The sequence below is a fragment of the Solibacillus sp. FSL W7-1472 genome (assembly GCF_037969775.1).
GTDB lineage: Bacteria > Bacillota > Bacilli > Bacillales_A > Planococcaceae > Solibacillus > Solibacillus silvestris.
In genome coordinates, this window is the sequence record NZ_CP150208.1 from 2,916,104 (window position 1) to 2,940,173 (window position 24,070).

The 24,070-nt window shown below is 38.0% G+C and carries 26 protein-coding genes and 1 pseudogene; 7 read left to right on the top strand and 20 right to left on the bottom strand.

Annotated elements, in window-relative coordinates; all coding sequences use genetic code 11:
- Positions 1-45 precede the first annotated feature (45 nt).
- Together MKY07_RS14630 and MKY07_RS14635 are read right to left on the bottom strand one after the other, a co-directional pair.
- A complete protein-coding gene (locus tag MKY07_RS14630; RefSeq protein WP_008408841.1) occupies positions 46-291 on the bottom strand; it encodes a hypothetical protein in 246 nt (81 codons plus the stop codon).
- Positions 292-313: 22 nt separating this feature from the next.
- Positions 314-901, bottom strand: coding sequence for a peptidylprolyl isomerase (locus tag MKY07_RS14635; protein ID WP_008408840.1), 588 nt, complete (start codon positions 899-901; stop codon positions 314-316).
- Positions 902-1,088: 187 nt separating this feature from the next.
- On the opposite strand from MKY07_RS14635, the gene MKY07_RS14640 reads away from it, so the two are divergent.
- Together MKY07_RS14640 and MKY07_RS14645 are read left to right on the top strand one after the other, a co-directional pair.
- A complete protein-coding gene (locus MKY07_RS14640; RefSeq protein ID WP_014823049.1) occupies positions 1,089-2,306 on the top strand; it encodes an MFS transporter in 1,218 nt (405 codons plus the stop codon).
- A 122-nt stretch (positions 2,307-2,428) separates the two neighbouring features.
- Complete coding sequence (locus tag MKY07_RS14645) at positions 2,429-4,279, top strand: transglycosylase domain-containing protein (RefSeq protein ID WP_339262810.1); 1,851 nt, start codon at positions 2,429-2,431, stop codon at positions 4,277-4,279.
- Positions 4,280-4,343: 64 nt separating this feature from the next.
- On the opposite strand, the gene MKY07_RS14650 is transcribed toward MKY07_RS14645, so the two are convergent.
- The 3 genes from MKY07_RS14650 to MKY07_RS14660 form a co-directional block, all read right to left on the bottom strand.
- Positions 4,344-4,904: a YufK family protein gene (locus tag MKY07_RS14650; RefSeq protein WP_008408837.1), complete on the bottom strand. Its 561-nt coding sequence runs from the start codon at positions 4,902-4,904 to the stop codon at positions 4,344-4,346.
- Between the two features lie 94 nt (positions 4,905-4,998).
- The gene (locus tag MKY07_RS14655; protein WP_014823047.1) at positions 4,999-5,193 is read right to left on the bottom strand and encodes a hypothetical protein; all 195 of its coding nucleotides are present in this window, start codon (positions 5,191-5,193) and stop codon (positions 4,999-5,001) included.
- A gap of 120 nt (positions 5,194-5,313) precedes the next feature.
- Positions 5,314-6,813, bottom strand: a complete 1,500-nt coding sequence (locus MKY07_RS14660) for a leucyl aminopeptidase (protein ID WP_065216290.1) — start codon at positions 6,811-6,813, stop codon at positions 5,314-5,316.
- 157 nt (positions 6,814-6,970) lie between these two features.
- On the opposite strand from MKY07_RS14660, the gene MKY07_RS14665 reads away from it, so the two are divergent.
- Positions 6,971-7,450, top strand: coding sequence for a divergent PAP2 family protein (locus tag MKY07_RS14665; RefSeq protein ID WP_081483423.1), 480 nt, complete (start codon positions 6,971-6,973; stop codon positions 7,448-7,450).
- A gap of 76 nt (positions 7,451-7,526) precedes the next feature.
- Here the strand turns inward: MKY07_RS14665 and MKY07_RS14670 are convergent, their stop codons facing one another.
- The 6 genes from MKY07_RS14670 to MKY07_RS14695 form a co-directional block, all read right to left on the bottom strand.
- On the bottom strand, positions 7,527-7,853 hold the full coding sequence (locus MKY07_RS14670; protein ID WP_008408831.1) for a YuiB family protein: 327 nt from the start codon (positions 7,851-7,853) through the stop codon (positions 7,527-7,529).
- 123 nt (positions 7,854-7,976) lie between these two features.
- Positions 7,977-8,474: an NUDIX hydrolase gene (locus MKY07_RS14675; RefSeq protein ID WP_339262814.1), complete on the bottom strand. Its 498-nt coding sequence runs from the start codon at positions 8,472-8,474 to the stop codon at positions 7,977-7,979.
- 150 nt (positions 8,475-8,624) lie between these two features.
- Positions 8,625-9,836 (bottom strand): NAD(P)/FAD-dependent oxidoreductase, encoded by a 1,212-nt coding sequence (locus MKY07_RS14680; protein ID WP_339262816.1) that lies wholly within the window; start codon positions 9,834-9,836, stop codon positions 8,625-8,627.
- 150 nt (positions 9,837-9,986) lie between these two features.
- A complete protein-coding gene (locus MKY07_RS14685; RefSeq protein WP_008408828.1) occupies positions 9,987-11,198 on the bottom strand; it encodes an EAL-associated domain-containing protein in 1,212 nt (403 codons plus the stop codon).
- A gap of 604 nt (positions 11,199-11,802) precedes the next feature.
- Positions 11,803-13,569, bottom strand: coding sequence for a methyl-accepting chemotaxis protein (locus MKY07_RS14690; protein WP_339262818.1), 1,767 nt, complete (start codon positions 13,567-13,569; stop codon positions 11,803-11,805).
- Between the two features lie 326 nt (positions 13,570-13,895).
- Entirely contained in the window at positions 13,896-14,270 is a 375-nt protein-coding gene (locus MKY07_RS14695; protein ID WP_008409036.1) for an iron-sulfur cluster assembly accessory protein, read from the bottom strand.
- A 211-nt stretch (positions 14,271-14,481) separates the two neighbouring features.
- Here MKY07_RS14695 and MKY07_RS14700 point away from each other — a divergent pair, with 211 nt between their 5' ends.
- A complete protein-coding gene (locus MKY07_RS14700) occupies positions 14,482-15,174 on the top strand; it encodes a DUF2225 domain-containing protein (protein ID WP_339262820.1) in 693 nt (230 codons plus the stop codon).
- A 52-nt stretch (positions 15,175-15,226) separates the two neighbouring features.
- On the opposite strand, the pseudogene MKY07_RS14705 reads toward MKY07_RS14700, so the two are convergent.
- Positions 15,227-15,519: pseudogene (locus tag MKY07_RS14705) on the bottom strand (NifU family protein).
- A gap of 28 nt (positions 15,520-15,547) precedes the next feature.
- On the opposite strand from MKY07_RS14705, the gene MKY07_RS14710 reads away from it, so the two are divergent.
- On the top strand, positions 15,548-15,880 hold the full coding sequence (locus MKY07_RS14710) for a YuzD family protein (protein ID WP_339262822.1): 333 nt from the start codon (positions 15,548-15,550) through the stop codon (positions 15,878-15,880).
- Positions 15,881-15,977: 97 nt separating this feature from the next.
- On the opposite strand, the gene MKY07_RS14715 is transcribed toward MKY07_RS14710, so the two are convergent.
- Positions 15,978-17,045: an NAD(P)/FAD-dependent oxidoreductase gene (locus MKY07_RS14715; protein ID WP_339262824.1), complete on the bottom strand. Its 1,068-nt coding sequence runs from the start codon at positions 17,043-17,045 to the stop codon at positions 15,978-15,980.
- Positions 17,046-17,315: 270 nt separating this feature from the next.
- On the opposite strand from MKY07_RS14715, the gene MKY07_RS14720 reads away from it, so the two are divergent.
- Positions 17,316-17,555 carry a YuzB family protein gene (locus MKY07_RS14720; RefSeq protein WP_008408654.1) on the top strand — a complete coding sequence of 80 codons (240 nt, stop codon included), beginning with the start codon at positions 17,316-17,318 and terminating at the stop codon, positions 17,553-17,555.
- A 26-nt stretch (positions 17,556-17,581) separates the two neighbouring features.
- On the opposite strand, the gene MKY07_RS14725 is transcribed toward MKY07_RS14720, so the two are convergent.
- Both MKY07_RS14725 and MKY07_RS14730 read right to left on the bottom strand, forming a co-directional pair.
- Positions 17,582-18,346 carry a TIGR01457 family HAD-type hydrolase gene (locus MKY07_RS14725; RefSeq protein ID WP_339262827.1) on the bottom strand — a complete coding sequence of 255 codons (765 nt, stop codon included), beginning with the start codon at positions 18,344-18,346 and terminating at the stop codon, positions 17,582-17,584.
- Complete coding sequence (locus MKY07_RS14730) at positions 18,346-18,798, bottom strand: DUF86 domain-containing protein (protein WP_339262829.1); 453 nt, start codon at positions 18,796-18,798, stop codon at positions 18,346-18,348. The genes MKY07_RS14725 and MKY07_RS14730 overlap by 1 nt, the downstream gene beginning before the upstream one ends.
- Before the next feature lie 91 nt (positions 18,799-18,889).
- Between MKY07_RS14730 and MKY07_RS14735 the strand changes: the two genes are divergently transcribed.
- The gene (locus tag MKY07_RS14735; RefSeq protein WP_008408657.1) at positions 18,890-19,156 is read left to right on the top strand and encodes a DUF3055 domain-containing protein; all 267 of its coding nucleotides are present in this window, start codon (positions 18,890-18,892) and stop codon (positions 19,154-19,156) included.
- 39 nt (positions 19,157-19,195) lie between these two features.
- Here MKY07_RS14735 and MKY07_RS14740 read toward each other — a convergent pair whose 3' ends face one another.
- From MKY07_RS14740 to MKY07_RS14760, 5 genes are all read right to left on the bottom strand, one after another.
- Entirely contained in the window at positions 19,196-19,543 is a 348-nt protein-coding gene (locus tag MKY07_RS14740; RefSeq protein WP_008408658.1) for a YutD family protein, read from the bottom strand.
- Between the two features lie 155 nt (positions 19,544-19,698).
- Positions 19,699-20,610 (bottom strand): lipoyl synthase, encoded by a 912-nt coding sequence (gene lipA, locus MKY07_RS14745; RefSeq protein ID WP_008408659.1) that lies wholly within the window; start codon positions 20,608-20,610, stop codon positions 19,699-19,701.
- 113 nt (positions 20,611-20,723) lie between these two features.
- Entirely contained in the window at positions 20,724-21,494 is a 771-nt protein-coding gene (gene yunB / locus MKY07_RS14750; RefSeq protein ID WP_008408660.1) for a sporulation protein YunB, read from the bottom strand.
- A gap of 41 nt (positions 21,495-21,535) precedes the next feature.
- Positions 21,536-22,639, bottom strand: a complete 1,104-nt coding sequence (locus tag MKY07_RS14755) for an HD-GYP domain-containing protein (protein WP_065216300.1) — start codon at positions 22,637-22,639, stop codon at positions 21,536-21,538.
- Between the two features lie 65 nt (positions 22,640-22,704).
- Positions 22,705-24,069 (bottom strand): bifunctional UDP-sugar hydrolase/5'-nucleotidase, encoded by a 1,365-nt coding sequence (locus MKY07_RS14760; RefSeq protein ID WP_339262833.1) that lies wholly within the window; start codon positions 24,067-24,069, stop codon positions 22,705-22,707.
- Position 24,070: the final 1 nt, after the last annotated feature.

Sequence of the window (24,070 nt, forward strand, 5' to 3'; positions counted from 1 at the left end):
AAATATTAATTTCCGGACTGCCCCATTTTTATTACATCATTTTGATTATTGCTTTTGGTATTCTTCCTTAGCGTTTTCTTTAGCGATACGCGCATCACGTTCTTTTAATGCGCGTTCTTCCAAAATTTTAGCCTGTGCTGCTTGGCGAGCAGCGATGCGGCGGATGAACCGGAATGTAACAAAAACAATAATCAGTAATATAGCGAATTCAATTGCAGCTGGAAGATAAAGTGATTTGTCTTCCGGGAAATATAAAAAGCCACCAGAGAAATTCATTAAAAATTGGTTCACTAGCCCACACGTCCTTTAAAAATTAGTCAATTACTGTGATTGACTCAATCTTAACATCTTCTTTAGGCTTATCGTGCATATTTCGGTCAACTTTAACAATATTGTCAACAACATCCATACCTTCAACAACTTGGCCAAATACTGTATGTTTACCGTCTAACCACGGTGTACCGCCGTTTTGTTTATAAAATTCTACTTCATCTTTTGACCAGCCGCGCACTTCCATCTGTTTTAACATCGATACTTCAACTTGAGGTGCTTGAACGATAAAGAATTGAGAACCGTTCGTACCAGGGCCCGCATTTGCCATTGATAATGCGCCGCGGATGTTCATTAACTCAGGCACACACTCATCTTCGAATGTACCGCCCCAAATAGACTCGCCGCCCATACCAGTACCAGTTGGATCGCCACCTTGAACCATGAAGTTCGGAATTACACGGTGGAAAATAATACCGTTATAGTAACCTGATTTTGCATGACCTAAAAAGTTTTCAACTGTTTTTGGTGCGTGCTCCGGGAATAATTTAATTTTGATTGAACCCATTGTTGTGTTCATTTCTACCATTACTTCGCCTGGATTTAGTTCTTTCGATAATTGTGGAAACATTTTTGTCTCTCCTTTAAATAAAATGTGGAAAGGATGGGTATAGGTATAGAACCAAACTTCCCCTTTAATACCAAGTCCCAGTTTACCATAACTCTAATATTTTAAGCCACTATGTTGCGAAGGACTTCCTTCGTATTACGAAATAAGCTATACTATATTTTAATAAAAAAGGAAGAATGTGATACTTTTGAAAAATATGCGACATAATTTCATCATCATTTTAGTAGCAAACTTTATTGTTGCAGCGTCTGTTACGATGATTATGCCGTTTTTGTCTTTATATATTGATACGCTCGGTGATTTTTCCGATGATTATGTCCAAACATGGGCGGGCATAATCTTTGCGGCTACATTTATTACCGCATTTTTAATGTCCCCGATTTGGGGGAGAATTGCTGACAAATACGGGTACAAGCCTATCATGATCATCAACTGTTTTGGTGTGGGGTTAAGTATCTTTTTAATGGGCTATGTTCAAAATGTCGAGCAGTTTTTTGTATTGCGACTTGCAATGGGTGTTGTAACAGGCTTTATCCCTACTTCCATTGCGTTTATCAGTAAACATACCCCAAAGGAAGTTGCAGGAAAGACGCTTGGGACATTGCAGATGGGAAGTGTCGGCGGGACATTATTCGGTCCTGTATTAGGAGGCTTGATGGCAGATACTTTTGGCTTTAAATATACATTTCTCATTACCGCAGTCACAATTACAATTGCAGCAACTATTATCATTTTCGGAATTCATGAACCGGCCATTATCCGAAAAGTTAAGAATGCCATTTATTCACGGAAAAACGTAATTTGGGCCATTTTCCATCACCGCCTCATATTAAATGTTATGTTCGTAACTTCTCTCATTCAGATTGGGAACTTTAGTATTCAGCCATTGCTGTCCCTATACGTATCTGAACTTACCCCTTCTCAGGAAGTAGCAATGCTCGCTGGTGTTACATTCAGTGCTGCAGGGCTTGGTAATATATGTTTCGCTAGATTTTGGGGGAAATTAGCTGACCATTATGGTTATGAACGGATTTTATCGTACTTGTTAATATTGGCTGTTATTTTCATCATTCCGCAGGCTTTCGTTACAGAGTTATGGCAGCTGATCATACTACGGTTCTTATTCGGAATTATATCCGGCGGTCTAATCCCGATTACATCCGCGCTTATTCGCCGTGAAGCACCGATTGAAGTACAAGGTGAAATTATGGGCTATAACCAGAGTTTCCGTTTCCTTGGCAATATAATCGGGCCAGTATTAGGCGGGGTTGTAGCAAGCCTAGGTGGAATCCACTCCGTATTTTATACGACCGGCCTGCTATTTTTTATCGGATTTGTCATTATGTCTTTTTTGAAAAAGCTTCCAGTTCAGTATATGGACGAGATGTTAAAAAAACATGGTTAAATGTTCAATGTTTATATGGTATCCTTAAAAAAACAACAGATGATTACGCATGATACGTTTTCATTTTGTTGTTTTTATTTTGGACAATTTTATTGAAGATCCTAGTTAGGGGCCAATCATCCATGAAACAACTTTTCGGCTACATTGTCATTTTATGTAGCATTCCTATACTTCTCCTAATCGGTAATGCGGCTTGGAAGGAAATGGCGAAAGCGGAGCAGTATGAACAATTAATCAAGCGATCTATTGAACTTCCTGAAGTAACTTCTACATCGCCCATCACTTTATATGATGCAAACAGTAAAATTTTTAGTGAAGAATATACTGAATGGTCACAGCCACTTGCGCTGGGTGAAATTCCTGAAATCGCAAAACAGCTATTTATTTTCAGTGAAGATGAAAGTTTTTATCAACATATCGGTTTTGATGTGAGTGCAATCGCCCGTGCACTCATCGCAAATAAATCGGAACAGTCCATCCAACAGGGCGGTTCCACCATTACACAACAGCTTGTCCGCATGCGTTATTTAACAACAGACAAAACATATGAGCGGAAATTAATGGAGCTTTTTTACGCCTACGAAATTGAAAAATCTTTTTCAAAAGACGAAATCTTTGAAATGTACTTAAATGAAATGTATTTCAGCAATCAAGTATATGGAATCGGCGCTGCGGCAACTTATTATTTCAATCGGCCGTTATCAAAACTTTCTATTGCCGAAATCGCTTTTATCTCGGCTATTCCGAACAATCCCTCATTATATGATCCGGTCGTGCATTTTGAAAATACAAAAAGCAGGCAGGAACGATTAATCGATAAACTAACCGAACATCGGGTTATTACAGCGGATGAGGCAAATACATTTAAAAATGAACCGATCAAGTTAAATATAAAGCAAAAAGCCCAGCAATATCCGAGTTACAGTACATTCGTTTTACAAGAACTGAAATGGCTGATTGCCGAACAAACGGGTTACCGTGAAAAAATCGACAATACGTCAGATAAATTGGAAAAGGAGTTTCTACAGTTAGAACTGCAGAAAAAAACAGAAGCTATTTTACGTCAAGGAGTTCATGTATATACTGCGCTACAACCTGATAAACAGCGGCAGGACGAGGCAGCCATTAATCAAATTTTACCGAAAACGGATTTACAGGCGAGTGCAACGATTATTGATAATGAAACACGCGAAGTGATCAGCATTTTTGGCGGAAAGAATTATAGAAAGCATGACTTGCACCGTGCATTCCAATCACCAAGACAGCCGGGTTCTGCATTTAAGCCGATCAGTGTGTTTGCTCCTTACTTTGAAGAAACTTCCGCTACGCCTTATTCGATCGTAAATGGCGGTCCGTACTGTGTCGGGAATTTCTGCCCGGACAACTATGGACGCATTTGGTACAACAACATTACAGTGGAAACCGCATTCAAAAACAGTATTAATACAAGTGCTTTACGTTTGTTTAATTCCATAGGGGTTGATACAGCATTTCGTTATATTAACCGCTTCAATTTCGAATCGATCATAGAAAAAGACCGGACATTTGCCGCAGCATTGGGCGGATTAACATATGGTGTGACTTCACTGGAAATGGCCGATGCATACTCCAGCTTTATCGATGGCTATTACCTGCCTGTCCATAGCATTCGGAAAGTAACGGATTTAACAGGGGAAACGATTTTTAGCTGGTCGCACAAACGGGAGGAAATATGGTCTGCATCGACAACGAAAACGATGCGCAGCCTTCTGAATGAAACGGTGGCTACCGGTACCGGGCGAGGTCTTTATAGCTCATCCGGCTATATCGGAGCCAAGACCGGAACGACGAATGAATTTAAAGATTATTGGGTTGCCGGGTTGACGAATGATTATACGGCAGCTGTATGGATCGGTTATGATCAGCCTCGTTCAATGGAAGCAATCGAACGCGCAAAAATCCATTTTTCTATATTCAATGCAATAACAGAATAAAAAAAAGCTTGTTAGTTTTAAATAGCGCACCTCCCCCGCTAAATCCTAACAAGCTTTTTTTATACTATGCGAACGGTAAGCTCGCGAGAATCCCGTTGTACAGCTTAATAACGGCATAGACGACAAGAGCCAGTAAAAGAAACCAGGTAAGTACTTCAAAAAAGATTAAACCGATCACACCTGCAATGGACATGTACTGACTCTTCTTATAAACGTTATAAATAAAATAACAAAAAATCGTGAACACAAAAATGCCGACTAAAATTAGTAAGGATTGACTTCCAATTACCGAAGCAAATGCTCCAAAAAAGAAGATGACATATCCACCGCGTGCTGCATGGATCGTTTGCCCTTCTTTATCTTTTGAGAAGAACAGCATTCCAAGCTCATGAATCGTTTCCCCGATCAGCTTCAATGCTGAAAAAATCATGAAAAATAGTAGTACAAATACAATCAGTAATACGAAACGCAGCTCCAGATCCGATAAAAATTCACGCATTCCATTATAGACGCCGATTGCATGAAGCAATTGTAGTGATTCTGATATGGCTAACATACTGAAAGAAAAACTGAATAAAATGATTGTAATGAATGGTAAGTAGCCATATAAATATGGATTTTTCATAATTTTGGTCCCTCAAAACTCGTAATATTTCTCTTTCTCATCATAGCTAACTATGAGGGGACGAGCAAGCCTCTCCTTATCAACTTCCGCATACTTACCAGTAGCGTCTCGGATAGCGCGGATAATAAGGTGGATAGTAGTAATTAGGCGGATACGGTTGATAATACGGCGGATATGGTCCGTAACGATTATTCAATGAACCTCCTAAAAAACCTCCTAAAAAGCTCCCTAAAAACGGAACCCCAAATGGATATCCGAATCCAAAACCTGGATTATAGCGATTAACCATGTTCATGTCCTCCTCCCTTATGAATAGTGTATTCATAATTATGAGAGCCGCTAGTCACCCGCCTAAAAATGAAAAAGATGCTTTGCAAGTTTTTCCTTGCAAAGCATCCAGGAGGATTAATTAGTTATCGCGTAATTCTACTAATGCTGCCAAAGTACGTACCATTGCGCCTGTGCCGCCTTTTGGTCCTAATGCATGCGGTGCATCCGCATCAGATGTCCCTGCTATATCAAGATGAACCCAAGGCGTACCCTCTGCAAACTCTCCAACAAAGCCACCGCCGAAAATCATATGGCCGTCACGACCCGGCGAGTTATTTAAATCTGCAACTTCCGATTTACGGATACGCTTTTTATCGCTTTCTGTTAATGGTAAGCGCCATACAAACTCGCCTGTTTCAAGCGCCGCACCCATAAACTCTTCGAAAAATTCCTCGTTATTTGTTAAAGCACCTGTTTTATCTTTCCCTAATGCTACAATTACGCCACCAGTTAATGTTGCAACATCGATTAAATAGTTGGCACCTTGCTGCTTTGCATATGTCATGGCATCTGCCAATACTAAACGGCCTTCTGCATCTGTATTTAATACTTCCACTGTTTTGCCGTTGTACATTGTAATGACATCATCCGGCTTAAATGCATCCCCTGATACCATATTGTCTGTAGAACCGATGACAGCAACGACATTTTGTTTCGGACGAGTTTCACCGATAATGCGCATTGCACCAAGAACTGCAGCAGCACCGCCCATATCACCTTTCATGCCGACCATGCCTTCACGCGGTTTTAATGAGTAGCCGCCTGTATCGTATGTTACCCCTTTTCCGACAAAGCCGATGACATCTTCCCATTCAGGTTTTCCTTGGTATTTCAGTGTAATTAAACGTGGCTCTTCTACAGACCCTTTATTGACAGATAAAATACCGCCCATACCCAATTCTTCCATTTGGGCTTTATTTAATACTTCGACTTCTAAGCCATAAATATTGGCAAGCTCTGTTGCATAGTCTGCTAAGTCACTTGCTGTCAGTAAATTAGGAGGTAAGTTGATTAATGTACGCGCTTCATTTACAGCATCCGCATAAATTTTCCCGACTTCAAAATTTCCAATGACATCTTCCATATTTGCTTCCGTCACAAATTGAATTTGATCAAAATACGTATTCGGCTCATTTGAAGACGTTTTATAATTTTGTACGGAATAATAACCTAAATTCAAACCTTCACCAGCTAAATACGCGACTTCCGCTTCTTCCAACTGATCTGTTGTAAAAGATTCTACCCAAACTGCCGCGTCGCTTACTTTTGCCGCTTTCAGTTCTTTACCAACAGCTGCAAATACCTCACGTAATTCGTTTGCTGTTATATTTTTGCGTTCACCGATACCGACAAAGTAAATACGTTTAAGTGAAGAATGACTGCCCGAATACGGCAATTTCGTAATTTTTTTAACGTCCGATGAAATTTCGCCTGCATGAAGCCATGTGTCAATGACATCTCCATAAAATTCACTAAACGCTGACCAGTTTTTCATTTGCTCACGATGCTTTTGTACTCCGATAATCAATGTTTCAGAAGTTTGTGTTTCAAATGTTTTAGCTGCTGATTCAATATTCATAGTTTAAAACCTCCTAATGTATAGTTTTATTATATACAAAACTGTTTAATTCGGGTAACGAAACATCCAATAATTTTTATTTTTCTGTGAGTTTAAATTCAAACGAATGTAGGGAAAATGATATAATTATAGCAATGAGGAGAAAGTAGGTGTAATTATCGAACTTCTACAAAATACGCCACTTTGGCTTGGGGTTTTTGCGATTATTTTTGCGCAAGTTTTAAAAGTACCGATTCATTTTATCATAACGAGAAAAGTGGATTGGAGCTTGCTGACATCTACTGGCGGAATGCCGAGTTCCCATTCTGCAGCTGTGACAAGTGTTGCTACGGCAGTTGGTATTGAGACCGGATTCGATTCACCGACTTTTGCTGTTGCAGCGATGCTGGCAGGAATTGTCATGTACGATGCGAGTCATGTACGCTTTCAGGCTGGACAACATGCTGCAGTTTTAAACGAACTGCGCCACGATCTTCGGTTGTTTTTTGATGAAATTAAGCGCTGGCCGGAAATGAATGAGCAAGAAAAAATAGAGGATTTAAAAACATTATTAGGTCATAAAAAAAGTGAAGTATTCGTCGGAGGATTTGCAGGGATTGTTTTTGCAGCTTTATGGTACACCATTCAAATATTATAAAATAGGAGGTATGTTAAAGGCCAAACCGGCTTTAACATACCTCCATATTTTTTTGCAGGCAATCCGCTGAAGTAACCTAAAACATGCGATATCCTGCTTTTCGCAGTGCAATCATGACAAAGCCGGATACGATTGCCCCGCCAAAACCACCAGCTAATATGATGATATCAACGAGCTGTAATGCCTGAATTTTATCGATTAAAGCCGGAAATGCTGTCCCCGCTTTAAAGAAATAATCTAAAAAACTTACTTCATCAATGATAAAAACTACGACAACCGGATAGACAATTGCCATCAACCATGTCATCCGCAATAACATATTCAATAAAAAGCCGATTCCGAAAAACATGACAAAAAATAATACGACGGAAATGATTACTTGTACTAACGAAACATCATTCATGTTATGTATACCCCCATTAATCTATCATAATTTTACATGATATAACGGGTCCTTTCAATTCAACATCCAAAATAACGTATAGAATACTAATATTGTCAAAATTCCTTCATAAAGTAAATCGTTTTATTTTTTGAAAAACAGATGATATTCGCTATAGCCAAATACATCTCCCGGGTTCACACCTTCAATAATCGGGTGAATATGTTGTGCTGCATGCTGGTTAGCCATTTCTCTGAGCATGACCGATGACAGTTCATGATGGATAATCTCATTTGGTGCCATCCAGCATGCTTCACCGATTTCTCTTTCCTGCAAAGTAAATGGTTGGTCATTATCGACTGGCTTACAATAAAAAATCGCCATATTGTCACTAATATCATTCAAAATTACACCGGAACGGAAACCCACTAGTCCCTTTACTTCACAAACAATTCCCGTCTCCTCCAACACTTCACGCGTGACAGCATTCGTAACGGTTTCGGCTGGCTGGACAAATCCTGCCGGTAGGGACCATGCCCCTTTTAGTCCCCCATATGTTTTTTTGACGAGCAGCCACTCTCCTGCTGAATTTTCTATAATTGCAGCCACTCCAAGCCATACTTTTCCACGATCCTTTTTCATTAACATCAATCCCCTTTGCTATGCTGATAAGGTCCGGTATCTAGTCTCCCGCTTATCCTTTTCTCCCGGTTTAATAATTACTACCTGAATGTGGGATAAAAAAACTTGCAAAGGATGCGTTATACACTCGTTTGCAAGTTTGAAGTTTGTTTATATAAATTTAAATTTCCCTTTTTTCAATGTTAAGCCGACACCGCCGACTAAATATAATGCGCGGTCGTCTACGACTTTCTTTAACGCGGATGCAGGTTTACCTGTAAATTTACGACCGAATGCTGTTCCGATTGCATCTTCCTGACCTAATGAACAAACAGCCCCCTTATCATCGTAAACAAATACTTCTGTCGGTTCTTCATTCATTATATGTTTAATATTTTTCGCAATAATAGCACCTTGCTGCATCGCAATTTGAGCTGTTGGCGGATAAGGTCTGCCAGTTTCCTCATTCAGTAAAAATGCACAGTCTCCTACGATAAAGACATCGTCAAAGCCCGGTGCGCGCATATCTTCATGAACTGCAATACGTGCACGGTTTGATTCAATACCGGAAGACTCGATTAAAGCATTTCCACGTACTCCCGCAGCCCAAACAACGGTACCGGCTTTAATGAATTCCGTGTTTCCTTCATCCTTTTTAATTTTCACACCTTCTGCAGTTGCTTCCACAATAGGTGTACCGATTGAAAATTCCACACCTTTTTTACGTAACTGTTCCTGTGCATAATCGACTAACTCCGGATCAAATCCTGGTAATACAGTCGGTGCTGCCTCTACGCAAAGAAGGCGTACTTTTTCCTGTGGGATATCAAATTCTCTGCATAGTTCAGGAATCCGGTTACCGAGCTCCCCTAAAAATTCAATTCCTGTAAAACCGGCACCGCCTACGACAATCGTAAGCTTACTGTCGTCTTTTACTTCATCCAAAATCCAAGAAGCAAACTGATATTCGATATGCTCACGGACTTGGCGAGCGGTATTAATATTCGTCAATGATAATGCATGTTCCTTCAGGCCGGGAATTCCGAATGTTTCCCCTTCGAATCCTAAACCGATCACTAAATAATCATACGTAAACTCACCGGCAGATGTCTCTACTTTCTTTGTGTTGACATCAATGTTTTCTACATTTGCGATGACAAACGTTACATTGTCATTAATCACTTTTGAAATCGGATAACGTGCTTTATCCGGTGAAATCGTACCTGCCCCTACTTCATGCAGCCAAGTTGTTTCATAATGATAGTCGTTTTTGTTCACTAAAATAATTTCTGCTTCGTGTGTATTGATTAACTTTTGAAGATTTACAATTGTAGTTAATCCCCCGTACCCCGCGCCTAATACTAAAATAGTCGGTCTCTTCATTCAATCAAACCCCTTCATTTTAATGAACCGGCGCTATAAATCTATTGGCTATTTTTATAGAACGCCAGTAAACGGTTTATTACTGAAATACTAACATAATAGTAGCGTTTTTCCTGCGCGATTTCAAACAAATGGATATGATACGATCCGTCAATTTACAATATTATATTCATATAAATAATCGTATTTAATGTCAATGAACAAAAATTCTTCATTCGAAATGGCCATTGAATATGTTCGTGTCAACTCGCCTGTTTCAATATCACTGTATACTGAGGACAGCTCGCCTTTATTGTCTTTTGTCATTTTAATAATGTTCAACAGGAAATAAGGACGCCAGCTCCAGTTTTTTCCGATAATTTCTTCTTGCTTTTCCCATTGTTCGTCTTTCCAACGGATATTCGGAGATGTTTGGAAACCATTACTGTCGCAAATATAAATACGAAACGCGCATTTTTCCAAAGCCTTTGCCAGCTGCATTAGTTTATCAATTTGTGAAGTGGATGGATTGATCTGATCGACTGTTGAACAAATTGTCCGTTCAAGACGCTTCATTTCCTCATATTTATGCAGAAGCAGCTTTTTCTCCGTTGCTATAAACTGCTCACACTCTTTGCGGAAACGTTCTTTTAAAGAATCGCGCACTTGCAGCTCCTTATGCGGCAGTTGCAAATAAGGGCCTTTGAAATAACGAGTCCCGTTTTTCCATCCATGCTGTAACTGGTACACCGTTTCAATATTTTCAACTAATAATTGCGTACCCATCTTTACAGCGAGTGTTCGGATAGTTGAAAACGCATGGTTTTGCGAACCCCACAAATTGTAGTTCAACTGACCAACATTGATTTTAAGAATAGCAGGTTCGAGTAGTAATATATTTTCAAGCTGAGTTTGCGAGCCGACATCTGCCAATGCAATTTTAACTCCGTATGTTTTGATATATCGAATTAAATGCTGAAGCTGGTTCAACTCCCCCTCAAAAAGATGTTCCGTCATGACTAACGTAATATTCGGAAGATTCGATTCAGCAACTGTTTCTTTCAGCATCGAAAAATAACTTTCTCCAAAATCCAGCAAAAGCAGTTCGGGATTGCATGGGATATATAAACCGACATCATCAATTAAATGAGCAACATTTTGTAATGATCTGCGGACAAAGATTTGCTCAATTTCTGCTCTAATATCTGCTGGTACGTCCTTTTCATATGTAAACTGCTCGATATTAATCATTTCTTTTTCATTTTCACTTTCCACTTGGCCTATCGCTTCATAAGCCACGATGCGATGTCCATCTGCACTATAGATTGGCTCATATAAAATTTCGATTTGATCTAGCTTATCCAGTAATTCTAAAACACTCATTAAAAAAAGCCCCCTAGCAGTATGGTGATAACTCTATAATAATTCAAACCTTATAATAATACAAAACGACATATTAAAACATAGTTATTTTATAGGAAATATAAGTTTTAATAGTTAAAATAATTAAATTTCATACGATAGTGAAAAAATTTCATTTTAAATACTAAAGGGACACCCTAATTCGGATGATACTATATAAATAAATTTTAATAATGCAAACGTATTCCTGTTATGTTAGAGTTAAGCAAACTAAATGAGGTGCTTACTTGGATGAGCTGGCGAGAAGGAAATGTTTAGAGGAAATACGGCTCCATAAGGTACGCACTAAGAAATTACGAATATTGATCACTAATACTGATAATATTGAAGTTAAAATGCAGTTAACCAAAGGATTACTTTGGCATATTAAGCGAAAACGAGAGTTAAGAAAAATGCTGATAGATGATATTGGTTCAGATTCATAAATAGGTTGATCGGTTAGTTCCGTAATATAAAAGCAGTTTTTTATTTACTACATATAACTACCAGAGAGACCACAAAAAAGCGACCAACAACGAGAATAAATCGTTGTTGGTCGCTTTGTGTTTTTTTATGCTAAATAAATTTAAAGTTTAAATTCTCTTACTAATGTATTAAGTTCTTCTGCTAAATTGGCAAGATGTTTCGAACTTCCTGCTACCTCTTCCATTATACTGCTTGTTTGTTGAACAGAAGCGGAAGTTTGTTCAATGCCCGCTGCAGATTCTTCAGATACTGATGCAATTTCTACAACAGAACTGTTCATCTCCTGTGTACTTGCTGAGATTTCTGATAAATTTTTACCGATAGTTGTAATACTATTTACCATTTCAGTTACAGCAACACTAATTCCTTCGAAAGTTTCTCCCGTTGACTCAATTTGTGTTTTCCCGAGTTCGACTTCTTTATACCCAACTTTTAGTGAGTCAGACACAATAAAAGTTTCTTTTTGTATATTGTCTACAATTCCTGTGATATCTGTTACAGAATTGGATACTTGTTCAGCCAGTTTTCTTACCTCATCAGCAACTACTGCAAATCCTTTTCCATGTTCGCCAGCCCTTGCAGCTTCAATAGCAGCATTTAAAGCAAGAAGATTTGTCTGATCCGCTACATCCTTAATGACGGTAACTAGATTAGATATTTCCTGTGATTGCTTATCCAACCCTGCAACCTTTTCGACGGATTCATTTACAATGGAATGAATTTTTTCCATCTGTTGAATCGATTGTTTCATTAACTCTGCTCCGTCATTGGTCATACTTAGAACGGCTTTTGAATTTCCTTCTATTCGTAACCCACTTTCATTTGCCTCTTGGACTGTTTCTACAAAAGTATTCATTACCGAAGCTAAATCACTTGCATTATTAGCCTGTGTTTCAGAACCAGCAGCTAATTCTTGAACAGTAGATGCCACTTGTTCTGATCCCATTTTCACTTCATCGGCAGATTGAGATAGTTCTTCACTATGACTAGTTAATGTCTCTGAAGTTTCGGAAACTTTTTTCATTGAATTTCTAAGATTGTTATGTAATAAATTCATAGCATCTGCCAATCTACTTATTTCATCTTTTGATTTAATGAGCAATAATTCTTTCGTTAAATCACCATTTGCAAGATAAGCCATCTGTTCAGTTACTTTTATAATTGGTTTAGTAATTAGATTTGCAGAGAACCAAATGATGATAACTCCTAAAATGATTGAAATACCACTAACAATAAGAATAATATTAAACAACTCAGTAGCAGGCTGATTAAAATCCGTCATATAGGTACTGGCGGTCACTACCCAATCCCAGTTTGGATCAACTTTCGAATAGGAAACCTTCTCTTCAATTTGCTCTTTATTATTTGGTAATGCTGAATTATAAAAAGTAAAACCACCGCCGTTATTGGCTATTTTAATCATCTCTTGAGCAAATTTTATACCGTTTTCATCCTCATCATCCCATGCACTAGCACCCTCTTTAGATGGATGTGCAATTCGAGTTCCTTCTTGACTATATACAATCATATAGCCATTTTCACCTAGATCTATAGAAGCATTAATATTTCGGGTCCCATCCCCATTCTTCTCACCTAGAATAATCCCCTTTACTTTCTCTTGAGCACTTTCAAGGGAAATTGTTCCTTTTGAAACTTCCGAATTGTATGCTTCGATTGTTGCAAGTGTAAATTCAACACTGTTTTGCAAGTTTGTTTTACCTATTTGCTCTAAACTGGTAGAGCTTTTCTGGTAACTTGTCATTCCTATTACTATCATTGGAACTATCAATAGTAAAATAGAAATTCCAATTAATTTTGATTTAATAGATGAGTGAAATTCAGGTTTAGATTTAGCTTGTTTTTTCAATTAATATACACCCCTTGTATTTATAGAACTATCATTTCATTTTGTTTTGCAACTAATTAAATTCCCCTATTTATAGCATTAATTGACTATTAAAATCCCCCCAAAGAAGAGTATTAATTACTTCTCTACAACTAAAAAACATGGAAAAAAGTACTATTTTTAATTCCCGAATGTTATTTTAACCTAAATTTTTACTTAATCCAACATATTTTTACATAATATACTCTTTCAGATGTTTATTTTCTTTTTTAAGCACAAAAAAAGCCTCCTTGATTTGTCATGTTTAATAACATCACAAATCAAGGAGACTTGTTATTCACAATCCATTATTCACATGGTTGCTCTACTGCCGGACGTGCTGCTGCTTTAAAGCTTGTGCCGCAGCCGCATGAAGCAAGTGCGTTCGGGTTGTCGATTGTGAAACCGCCACCCATTAATGATTGTTTAAAATCGATTTTCGTGTCTTGTAAAATACCCGCATCTTCTTTTGATACGATAATTTGAATGCCGTGTTGGCTGTCTACGAAGTCGTCATCATTAATTGTTTGCTCGAATGCCATTCCGTATGAAAGACCACTACAGCCTCCGCCTTTTACGGCTACACGCAGGCTCGCATTTTCTTCTTCGTTTTGAACCATCATTTCTTTGACTTGAAATGAGGCCGCTTCTGTTAAAATGATTACTTGTTTTTCACTTGCCATTCCAGTCACCTACTTTCTTTTATTTATCATATCAATTGTAAAACCTATCTGACAACAAAACTGCTCTACCTGATTATATTCCTGCATTGAGTAAAAACTTATAAGGATAAAATACCTAAAAATTTCACATCAATTCGGTATATTAATCACATTTTTTTAATTTTCCTTGCTATAATAAAGGAACATAATTAAATGAAAGGTATGAACCTTTATGGAAATTTCCCCATTTTACGAAAAGACAGTGAACTGTATTCATTGCAAGAAAAATTTTTCTACACTAAAAGTTCGTACCAAGTCCATAAAAATAGAGCAAACAGCATCCGACTTTCAACCAGTCTATACAGACAATTACGTGAATGCATTATATTATAATGTATTTGTTTGTCAGCATTGTGGGTTTTCGTTTACGGAAGACTTCAGTAAATATTTTGCTCCAGGTGTGAAAGAACAAATCAATGAAAAAATTTGCAGTCATTGGGTACCGCACAGTTTCAGTAATGAGCGTTCTATTTTTGAGGCCATTCAAACATACAAACTGGCATTGTTTTGCGCAACAATAAAAAAGGAAAAATTTGTTATTACATCAGGCTTGGCATTGCGGTTGGCGTGGTTATATCGATCATTAAAAAATAATATACAGGAACAGCGCTTTTTAAAACTGGCACGCGATCATTATATGGAAAGCTATTCGACGGAAGATTATGCTGGCTCAACAATGTCCAGTGTACGGATAGTGTATATGATCGCCGAGTTGTCCCGTCGCCTTGGCGATTATGAAAATGCAACACGCTTCTTTTCACGTGTAATTGAAAGTCAACGTGTAGGCGGAGAAGCTAAACTCGTTAATATGGCAAAAGAGCAATGGGAATTAGTTCGTCAAGAGCGCGGTAAAATAGCCCAATAAAAAAGAGCTGCCAAGTAAGTAAAAACTTTCTTGGCAGCTCTGTAGTCTTGAATTAGAAAACTTGTTCTACTTCGACGATACCCGGCACTTCTTCTAAAAGAGCACGTTCGATACCTGCTTTTAATGTGATTGTAGAACTTGGGCAGCTACCGCATGCGCCTAATAAACGCAATTTTACGATACCTTCTTCAATATCTACCAATTCACAGTCTCCGCCGTCACGTAATAAAAACGGACGTAATTTATCTAAAACTTCTTGTACTTGTGCATATTGTTCTGTTTCTGTCATTTTGCTCGACTCCCTTCATTAAAATCATTATAATGTGAAGGAGCAAAAAAATCCATTATTGAATCACGAAAGGTTGGAATTCCTATGTCACAATCTCATCCAGTTATAGAAGTATTCGGCGCTGACATCATCTGTGCCAGCTGTATAAATGCACCATCTTCCAAAGATACATATGAATGGCTCCAAGCTGCAATTTCACGAAAATATCCGGAACAGCCGTTTACTATCCGCTATATCGATATTGAAGGTGTAATTGATAATGAACGTGATCAAGATTATGCAAACCGTATTCAAGAAGATGAATTTTTCTACCCTTTAGTTTTAGTAAATGATGAAGTAGTTGGTGAAGGCTATGTGCAGATTAAGCCTGTATTTACAGCGCTAGAATCGGCAGGCTTTGTACCAACTGAAGAGTAAAAATATTAACATAACAAAAAATTCAATTTTCTCCTCGAGGAAATTGAATTTTTTGTTTTAAAGTCAAATTGAATTCCTTTACAGGGATGATCAATTTTTAGTTTTCGTTTTGCTTTTTATAGTACCAAAGCAGACCCGACTTCATAAGGCGTGCAATGCGTCCTGTTACCGTTGTATCCGCCAGATGAACGAAGCCTTGCTTTTTCCCAAGGGAGCCCATAAAGCCTTTCATTTTGATTTCTGAAAGCTTTTCTGGAAGCGGCTCGCCTTTCCAGCGCATTTTTAAAACTTTAACGATACGTTCGCCTTGTTCTTCTGCCAATTGCGCTGTTGGAGGTAAATGTGAAGAAGCACAATCTCCAACTACAAATACATTTTCATCCCCAACTACATGATAATGATCCGTAATAATCGGACGATTGAATTTATCTTTTTCAACATCCAGTTCACGAACGATTTTCACAGGCTGTACACCAGCTGTCCATACGATTACGTCAGCTTCAATTACTTCATCATGGTTGTATAAACGTCCTTCTTCAACGCGCGTAATATTCGATTCTGCGATTACATCGACGTTATGTTTAATAAACCAGGACTTGATATACTCACTTAGCTTTTCCGGGAAATCACGTAAAATACGGTGAGAACGGTCAAATAATTTAATATTTAAATCAGAACGGCTTTCACGTAGTTCACTCGCAAGCTCGATTCCTGAAAGACCTGCACCAATAATGGCAACCGTCGAACCTGGAGCCAATCCGCATACTTTTTCGAAAGTTTTACGTGATTTGGCGATTGTTTGAATACTATATGTGAATTCATCGGCACCCGGCACTCCATGGTATTTATCGATACAACCTAAACCAATAACAAGCTGGTCATAGGAAAGCTCCTCGCCGTCACCTAAATAAATTTTTTTATCTTCACGGTCGATACGTACTACTTCTCCGTATACGCATTTTAAGCGCTCATGTTCCGGAAACGCAACTCGGATTTCCTTATCTGTTGATGTACCTGCAGCAAGTGCATAAAATTCTGTTTTCAAACTATGGAATGGTGTACGATCAACCAATGTAATTTCTACATCCGCTGGTAAGCTTGGCAATAGACGAAGTAGAATTCGCATATTTCCGTATCCGCCACCTAATAATACTAACTTTTGCATAGCATATTCCCTCATATCTGTAAGTAATCAATTACGAAGCTGCTAGGCATCATAATTGTGTTCACAAAGTTTCCATAAGTATTATAACTGTTTGTGATAAGTTTCACAATATATTAAATGATATTTTGTGAATAAATTCACATAAGTTAATGATGCCATTTCATTATAAAGGATTGCAAGGATTTTCAAACATCAGCCGAAAGTTATTAAATCAGAGAAATTGACGTTTTCAGCAAAAAAAAGTAGGATTGCTAATAGTGAGGTGACAACATGTTAAATCCATTAGTCGAATTTTGCATTAGTAATTTAGCAAATGGTGCGCAACAAACATATGAACAACTGGAGCAAGATCCTGATATTGATGTATTGGAATATGGCTGCTTAAGCTACTGCACAAAATGTGCCGAAAACTTTTATGCTGTTGTGAACGGGGATATAGTTGAGGCGGATACTCCAGAAGAGCTGACGAAGCGCATTTATGAATATATAGAAGAAAATCCGATGTGGTAAACGACCCACACCGGATTTCTTTTTGTTTATTTAATAAGTTCTAACAGATTTTCTACACAATACGTAGGTAAATTGGCTTGTTTTTTTACAATCTCAGTAGGCGTAACACCCGTATTGACATGAATTGTATCACAACCGAAGTTTATTCCACACAAAATATCGGTATCATAGTTGTCCCCGACCATGACCATTTCACTCTTTTCAAAGTGATGCTCTTCAGCAATGATTTGCAGCATTACCGGTGATGGTTTCCCAACAAAGGTCGGTGTAACTCCGGATACATTTGCAACTAATTGAACAAATGATCCATTCCCGGGAGTAAAACCGGTTTCGTTCGGAAATTTAATATCGCCATTTGTTCCAATAAGCTGTGCGCCATTCTGGACATAGTCACATGCTTTTACAAGTTTCTCATACGAGATTTGACGGTCAATGCCCATTACAAGAACATCGCTTTGTTCATCGGTAATTTCTAATCCTTGCTCGATTAAAGCAGTACGAATGCCCAATTCACCGACTACATTTACTTTTTTATTACTACTCATTTTTGCAACATAGGCTGCCGTTGCAAGTGAACTTGAATAAATATGATCAAGGGGTGCATCCACGCCAATATCTTGTAAAACTTGCTGCAGTCTTTCACGGGTTTTCGATGAATTGTTCGTTAAATAATACGGCTCAAATCCTTCGTTCTGCAGTAAATGAACAAATTTTACGGCAGAATCGATCGCTTCTTTCCCACGATAGATTGTCCCATCCAAATCAAAGCAATACGCTTTATATGGGAACATTATGCCTGATCCTCTGGTAAGAATGCTGAAACTGGTCCTAATTCATTCGTTAAGTAATCGTGAACTTTTGGTGAGAATTGCTTTAGTATATTTAAGTTTGCTGTTAATACATTTAAAATTTCTTCACTATCTACAGCGATAAATTCACGAACGATCATTTTGCGTAAGCCGACAACCGTTTTTAATGGTGCATCCATCTCTTCTGTAATCACTTTTTCATCAACGAAAATATCGATAATGTCTTCGTAACTTCCAGGGTCACGCATAATAAAACCGTCAATCATCAGGTTTCCTACATCCATCATCGCTTCCATTACATTATGGGCGATACGCTGTAATGCCAGCTTATGAATATCATCTGCCAACCAGTTTTCTGTCGATTCAAAGATCGCCAATAATTCGTCCAAGTGTGCTAAGTTGTTTGTAATTTTATTTCTATCTACGAAGTACATAGATAAAGCCTCCATTCAATCAATAAAAGTTGATAGTGTTTTCCTTTATATAGTACCATATTCTTTAGAGATGGAAGGGGTACAAAACAAAATGGAAAGATTTTTCTTATATGATGATGTAGAAGATACAAAAACGCGCTTCGTCAGCTTTGCCGGAAAAACACAGCGTTATGATTTAGCCATATTACAAAGTAGTCGCTTTTTCGGAAAAGTGCTCGTCCTTGATATTCAGTTTGGGCGTTTTGCCATCATTGGAGCAGATGATGTGGAAGAGCCAGGTTATTTAGAGCATGTATATAACCGTACAGAAGAAGAGACGGAAGACTTACGAGAATACTTGCGTGAACTATTAAGCTAAAAAAGAGGGGGCGCTATACAACGCCTCCTCTTTTGTTCGTTATTCAACTGTTTCTACTGGCTCTTCTGCCTCAGTTTGTTGTGCGATTATTGGTTCCTTCTTTTGCTCTGGTGCACGGCCTGTTTTATGAACTATAAAATAGGCGCATCCAAAATTACAATATTCATACAAATAGTCTTGAATCGTGCTAATTTTTGTATCAAACGTGGATTTTTGATTTTTGTCATCAAAAAATCCTTTTAAACGTAGCTGACCGTAACCCCAGTCCCCTACAATATAATCATATTTCGTCAATATATCTGAGTATCGTGCGATAAATGCATCTTCTTGAAAGCCTTCCCGCACATTTTCGATCACTTCATAAGCATACCCATCTGCAATAATCAAACTAGACACCACCTATCTATTTCCATGTTAATGAATATTGAAGATGAAAGCAATATTCACAACAAATTTTGTAGGTAAATATGGTGAAATCAGCAATAGTCCGTCTTTCAGCAAGTATTATTATACTCGCCAAAAATAAGTTGAACGTCTATTTTCTACAATGTAACACTTGATTGTTTTGCTGCATTCACTTGTTCATCCGCATGGTAACTACTGCGTACTAATGGACCTGCCTCACAATGACTGAAGCCTTTTTCCATAGCGATTTTACGCAGCTTGCCAAACTCGATCGGAGAATAATATTTTTTTACTGGCAAATGTTTTTTCGTAGGCTGTAAATATTGACCGATTGTCATAATATCAACATTGTTTGCACGCAAGTCATCCATTACTTCATAAATTTCCTCTAACGTTTCTCCTAAGCCAATCATTAAAGAAGATTTTGTCGGAATAGTTGGCTGCATTTCTTTTGCTCTACGTAAAAATTCCAGTGAACGGTCATATGTCGCTTTTGCCCGAACACGTGGTGTCAAACTGCGTACTGTTTCGATATTATGGTTTAAAATATCCGGCTTTGCATCCATCAGAATGCGTAAACTTTCTTCACGGCCGCTTAAGTCGGATGGTAGTACTTCAACAGAAGTTAACGGACTTTTACGACGAATTGCACGCACCGTTTCCGCCAATACTTCCGCGCCCCCGTCTTTCAGATCATCACGTGCTACCATTGTAATAACAACATGTTTTAAGTTCATTAACGCAACGGAATCTGCAACGCGTTCCGGTTCCGCCAAATCCAATTCATTAGGCAATCCTGTTTTAACTGCACAGAAACGACATGCCCGCGTACATACAGAACCTAAAATCATCATTGTTGCTGTACGACGCTCGCCCCAGCATTCGTGAATATTCGGGCAGCGAGCTTCTTCACATACCGTATGCAAATTATTGTCTCGCATTAATTTTTTTAATGCTTTGTATTCGTCATTGGTATTTAGCTTAATTTTTAGCCACTCTGGTTTGCGTAAGTGCTCTTCCCTCGGATTAGTTGGTTTACAAGATGTCATGTCATTTACTCCCCTCACTCAAATGCTACGATGTTTCTGATGTCAGATTATCATATTAACTACTTTCCAACAACAGAGTATTCTTATAATTTTAATTTATCATAATTAAGTTACTATTCGTAAGGGATTGGTACTTCAATAGACGGCTGTGCTCCTTCACCTGCACTGTAAATATGCGGCACTGTCCCTCTTACTAAACCGATTGCAATTGGGATTTTCTGTTCGACCGATGCAGACTTACTGGCAAATGGTACAATAATCTGGACATTAACACCAATCAGTAAATTTACTTCTACAATTGCATTATTTATGCCAAATTCACTTACTGTTGACTCAACATTACTATTTACATTACCAATAATGTGAAAGCGAATCGGTATTTTAGGTCCTAAATTTCCGATAATCGGAAGGTTTAATGCCTGCCCTAACGGTACGAAAAATACGATTCCGTCTCCTGCTTCCATTTTACCTACGTCATATTCCACATTTTCCAAATTTGGCAAATGTGATAAATCTCCATTTTCGGCCTGTTCTAAATACTCTTTTACTAATGTTGTCGTTTCTGCACGCACTTGGTTAATTATTTCCGTATTAAATTTTGTCGTAATCATATCGTCTGACTGTGTAGGTAAATCAACGATGACATCATTTACATCAAGTACACTCGATGTTCTGGAATTAATTGCTTTACTCACGACATACGAAGCTACTTTATGCGTTTGAACTTCCGCGTACTGCAAATAGGTTGGCATTAATCTGCCGTTCATGACATATATACTAAGACAAACCATGCCGATAATACTGACGATGACGATCGTTACGACATTATGCATTTTGCCTTTTTTCCTGCCATAGGAATTCCACTTTCTTTTACGAAAACGCAAAAAAAATCCTCCTTCCCATAAAATATGAGAAGAAAGATTTTTTATTCAATATTTCCCTCAAAATCCACATCAACTTTTTTAATATCAACTGTCGGGTAATCACTTAAACATAGTTCATATGTAGCGCCCAGCATTTTGCCGTTTTCTTGGAAAATACGGATCCAAGGTCGTGTCACATCAACAAGATTTTGCTTCGATACAATTCCACGTCGGCCATCTGTGAGCAACACAATTGTACCATTTGCATAGTGGACTACGCTCCGTCTGAATGCCTCCATTACCTTTGCATCAAAAAGCTTCCCATCACCTTTGTCAATGATTGCAATCGCTTCTGAAGGCAACATTTTCTTTCGGTAAATGCGATTCGATGTCAATGCATCAAATACATCTGCAACAGCGATGATTTTTGCAAACGGATGAATTTCATTGTTAATAATCCCCCGTGGATAACCGCTTCCATCGATTCGTTCATGGTGTTGGAAAGCGCAATGTGCTACGAGCAATGATACTGAATGTAAGTTGCGTAATAAATCAAATCCGTAGCGTGCATGATTCTTCATCTCTTCATATTCTTCATCCGTTAAGTTGCCCGGCTTTAGTAAAATATCAGGTGATATAAGCAGCTTCCCCACATCATGTAAAATTGCCCCAATTCCAATTAATCGTATATCTTCGTAAGAATAGCCCATTTCTTTAGCAATTGCGATTGAATACAGTGCTACTTGGAATGAATGCTGATAAATATATTTATCATATAAATACGCATCTGTCAGCACCATTAATACTTCCTCGCTATTTACGATGGCATTCATAATATCATCGACAATTAAGCCAATCACTTTGGACTGTTGATCCAGTACATAGGATGCCTGATCCCGTTTAGCTTTTTTAACATTTTCGAATGATTTAGTCATATTTTTTACGGCTTCCATTCTTTTTAACGGAGCGATTGTTTCTTCTATTTCAATTCCTGCTGATAGTTTATCATCAATGTATAAATAATGAATATTCAGCTCTCGCAGCCTTTCAATAATTCGGCTTGTTACAACGACGTTTTTGTGAAGCAGTGGATGGCCGGCTTCATTCCAGATAGTCCTGCCGACTGCCATACCTTCTTTCAAAACATTTATCGATATTAATCGCATCTATATTTATTTCTCCATTCTACTATTACGTTCATTATATAATTGGAAAGAGGGGTTTTGGAAGATTACTGAAACTTTTTCATACAATAATTTTTAAAAACATCCCGGATAAATTCCGGTAGAAGATATTGTTTTTTGGCATATTTAAAGCTAGGGAAAAAATACCCGAATGTAAAGAGATCCAGTGTTGCTAAACGGTAGATCCGATCCGGTTCCATAAGTTTCCCGTTAATATATAATTCGCGCTGCTTCGTCATCTCAATACCATAATTCAATATTTTCCCGAAAATAACGCCTCTAAAGCCAAGACCTTTTAATTCAAGACGTGGCCAATCTTCGTTTTCGGATTGAGTAAAAATTTCTTTTAATTCATTACCTGTTATTTGCACAACACATATATTTATCGGATGGGGAAAAATTTTATGAATATCATATGTAGAAATTAACCCTTTGCGTAGTGGTTCGACAAAAATTCCAGCATTGAACATGACACAATCCGCTTCTGTATAATCATACATACACTCTGCAAATAAATCCGATAATTGGGAACGATGGAACCATTCTTTATTGTAGGGTTTCGTTAATGTAAAAATAGGTTTTTCCAAAATAGCCTTTGCTTCTTTTTGAAGATTGGACAACCACTGTTCTTCTTCTTCAACTGTTGGCAAAAGAGCGTTTTCAAATAGGCGATCCGATTTTTCTACTACCTTCCGGGACGCGTGGTCAAATTCCACCGTTAACTGACCAGTATACTGGCCAAATTTCCCGCCTCCTGTTAAAAGGACGTTATTTTCCACTTGACCTTTTTCAAACACATGATGTGTGTGCGAACCGAAGATCACATCGATAATCGGACATTCCTGTGCCAGCAATTCATCTTCAGTTATCCCTAAATGTGATAAACAAACGATTATATCCGCCTGTTTTTTTAATTCAAAGGCCAGCTTTACAAGCTCTGTACGAGGGTTTGTTACGTTCCACCCAAGTTCCTTATAGAAAAGATCAAACGGGGCTGTCGCAGCTATTACGGCTATTTTCGTGCCGTACTGGGTAGTCAATATTGTGTATGGCTTCATCCAACTTGGATTTTCTTCTGACTGGGAATATAGATTTGCGACAACTACTTCGAACTGTGCGTCATCATATAATTGATAGAGCAAATTATAGGAAAGCGTTATGCCTTCATTGTTTCCAATTGTCACAACATCATAATCAGCATCGTTTAACATTTTGATATTACCTTTACCTAGTGTTGCCTCTGTATATAAATTCGAACGATCCAAATGATCCCCTAAATCGACCAGAAAGCTCGTTTCGCCTTTTTCGGCCAGTATTTGACGTTGTATTTGAATAAACGACTGACTGCGCTTCCAGTACGTAAAATGACTATGCAAATCATTCGTATGGAATATATGAATTATTTCTCGCACT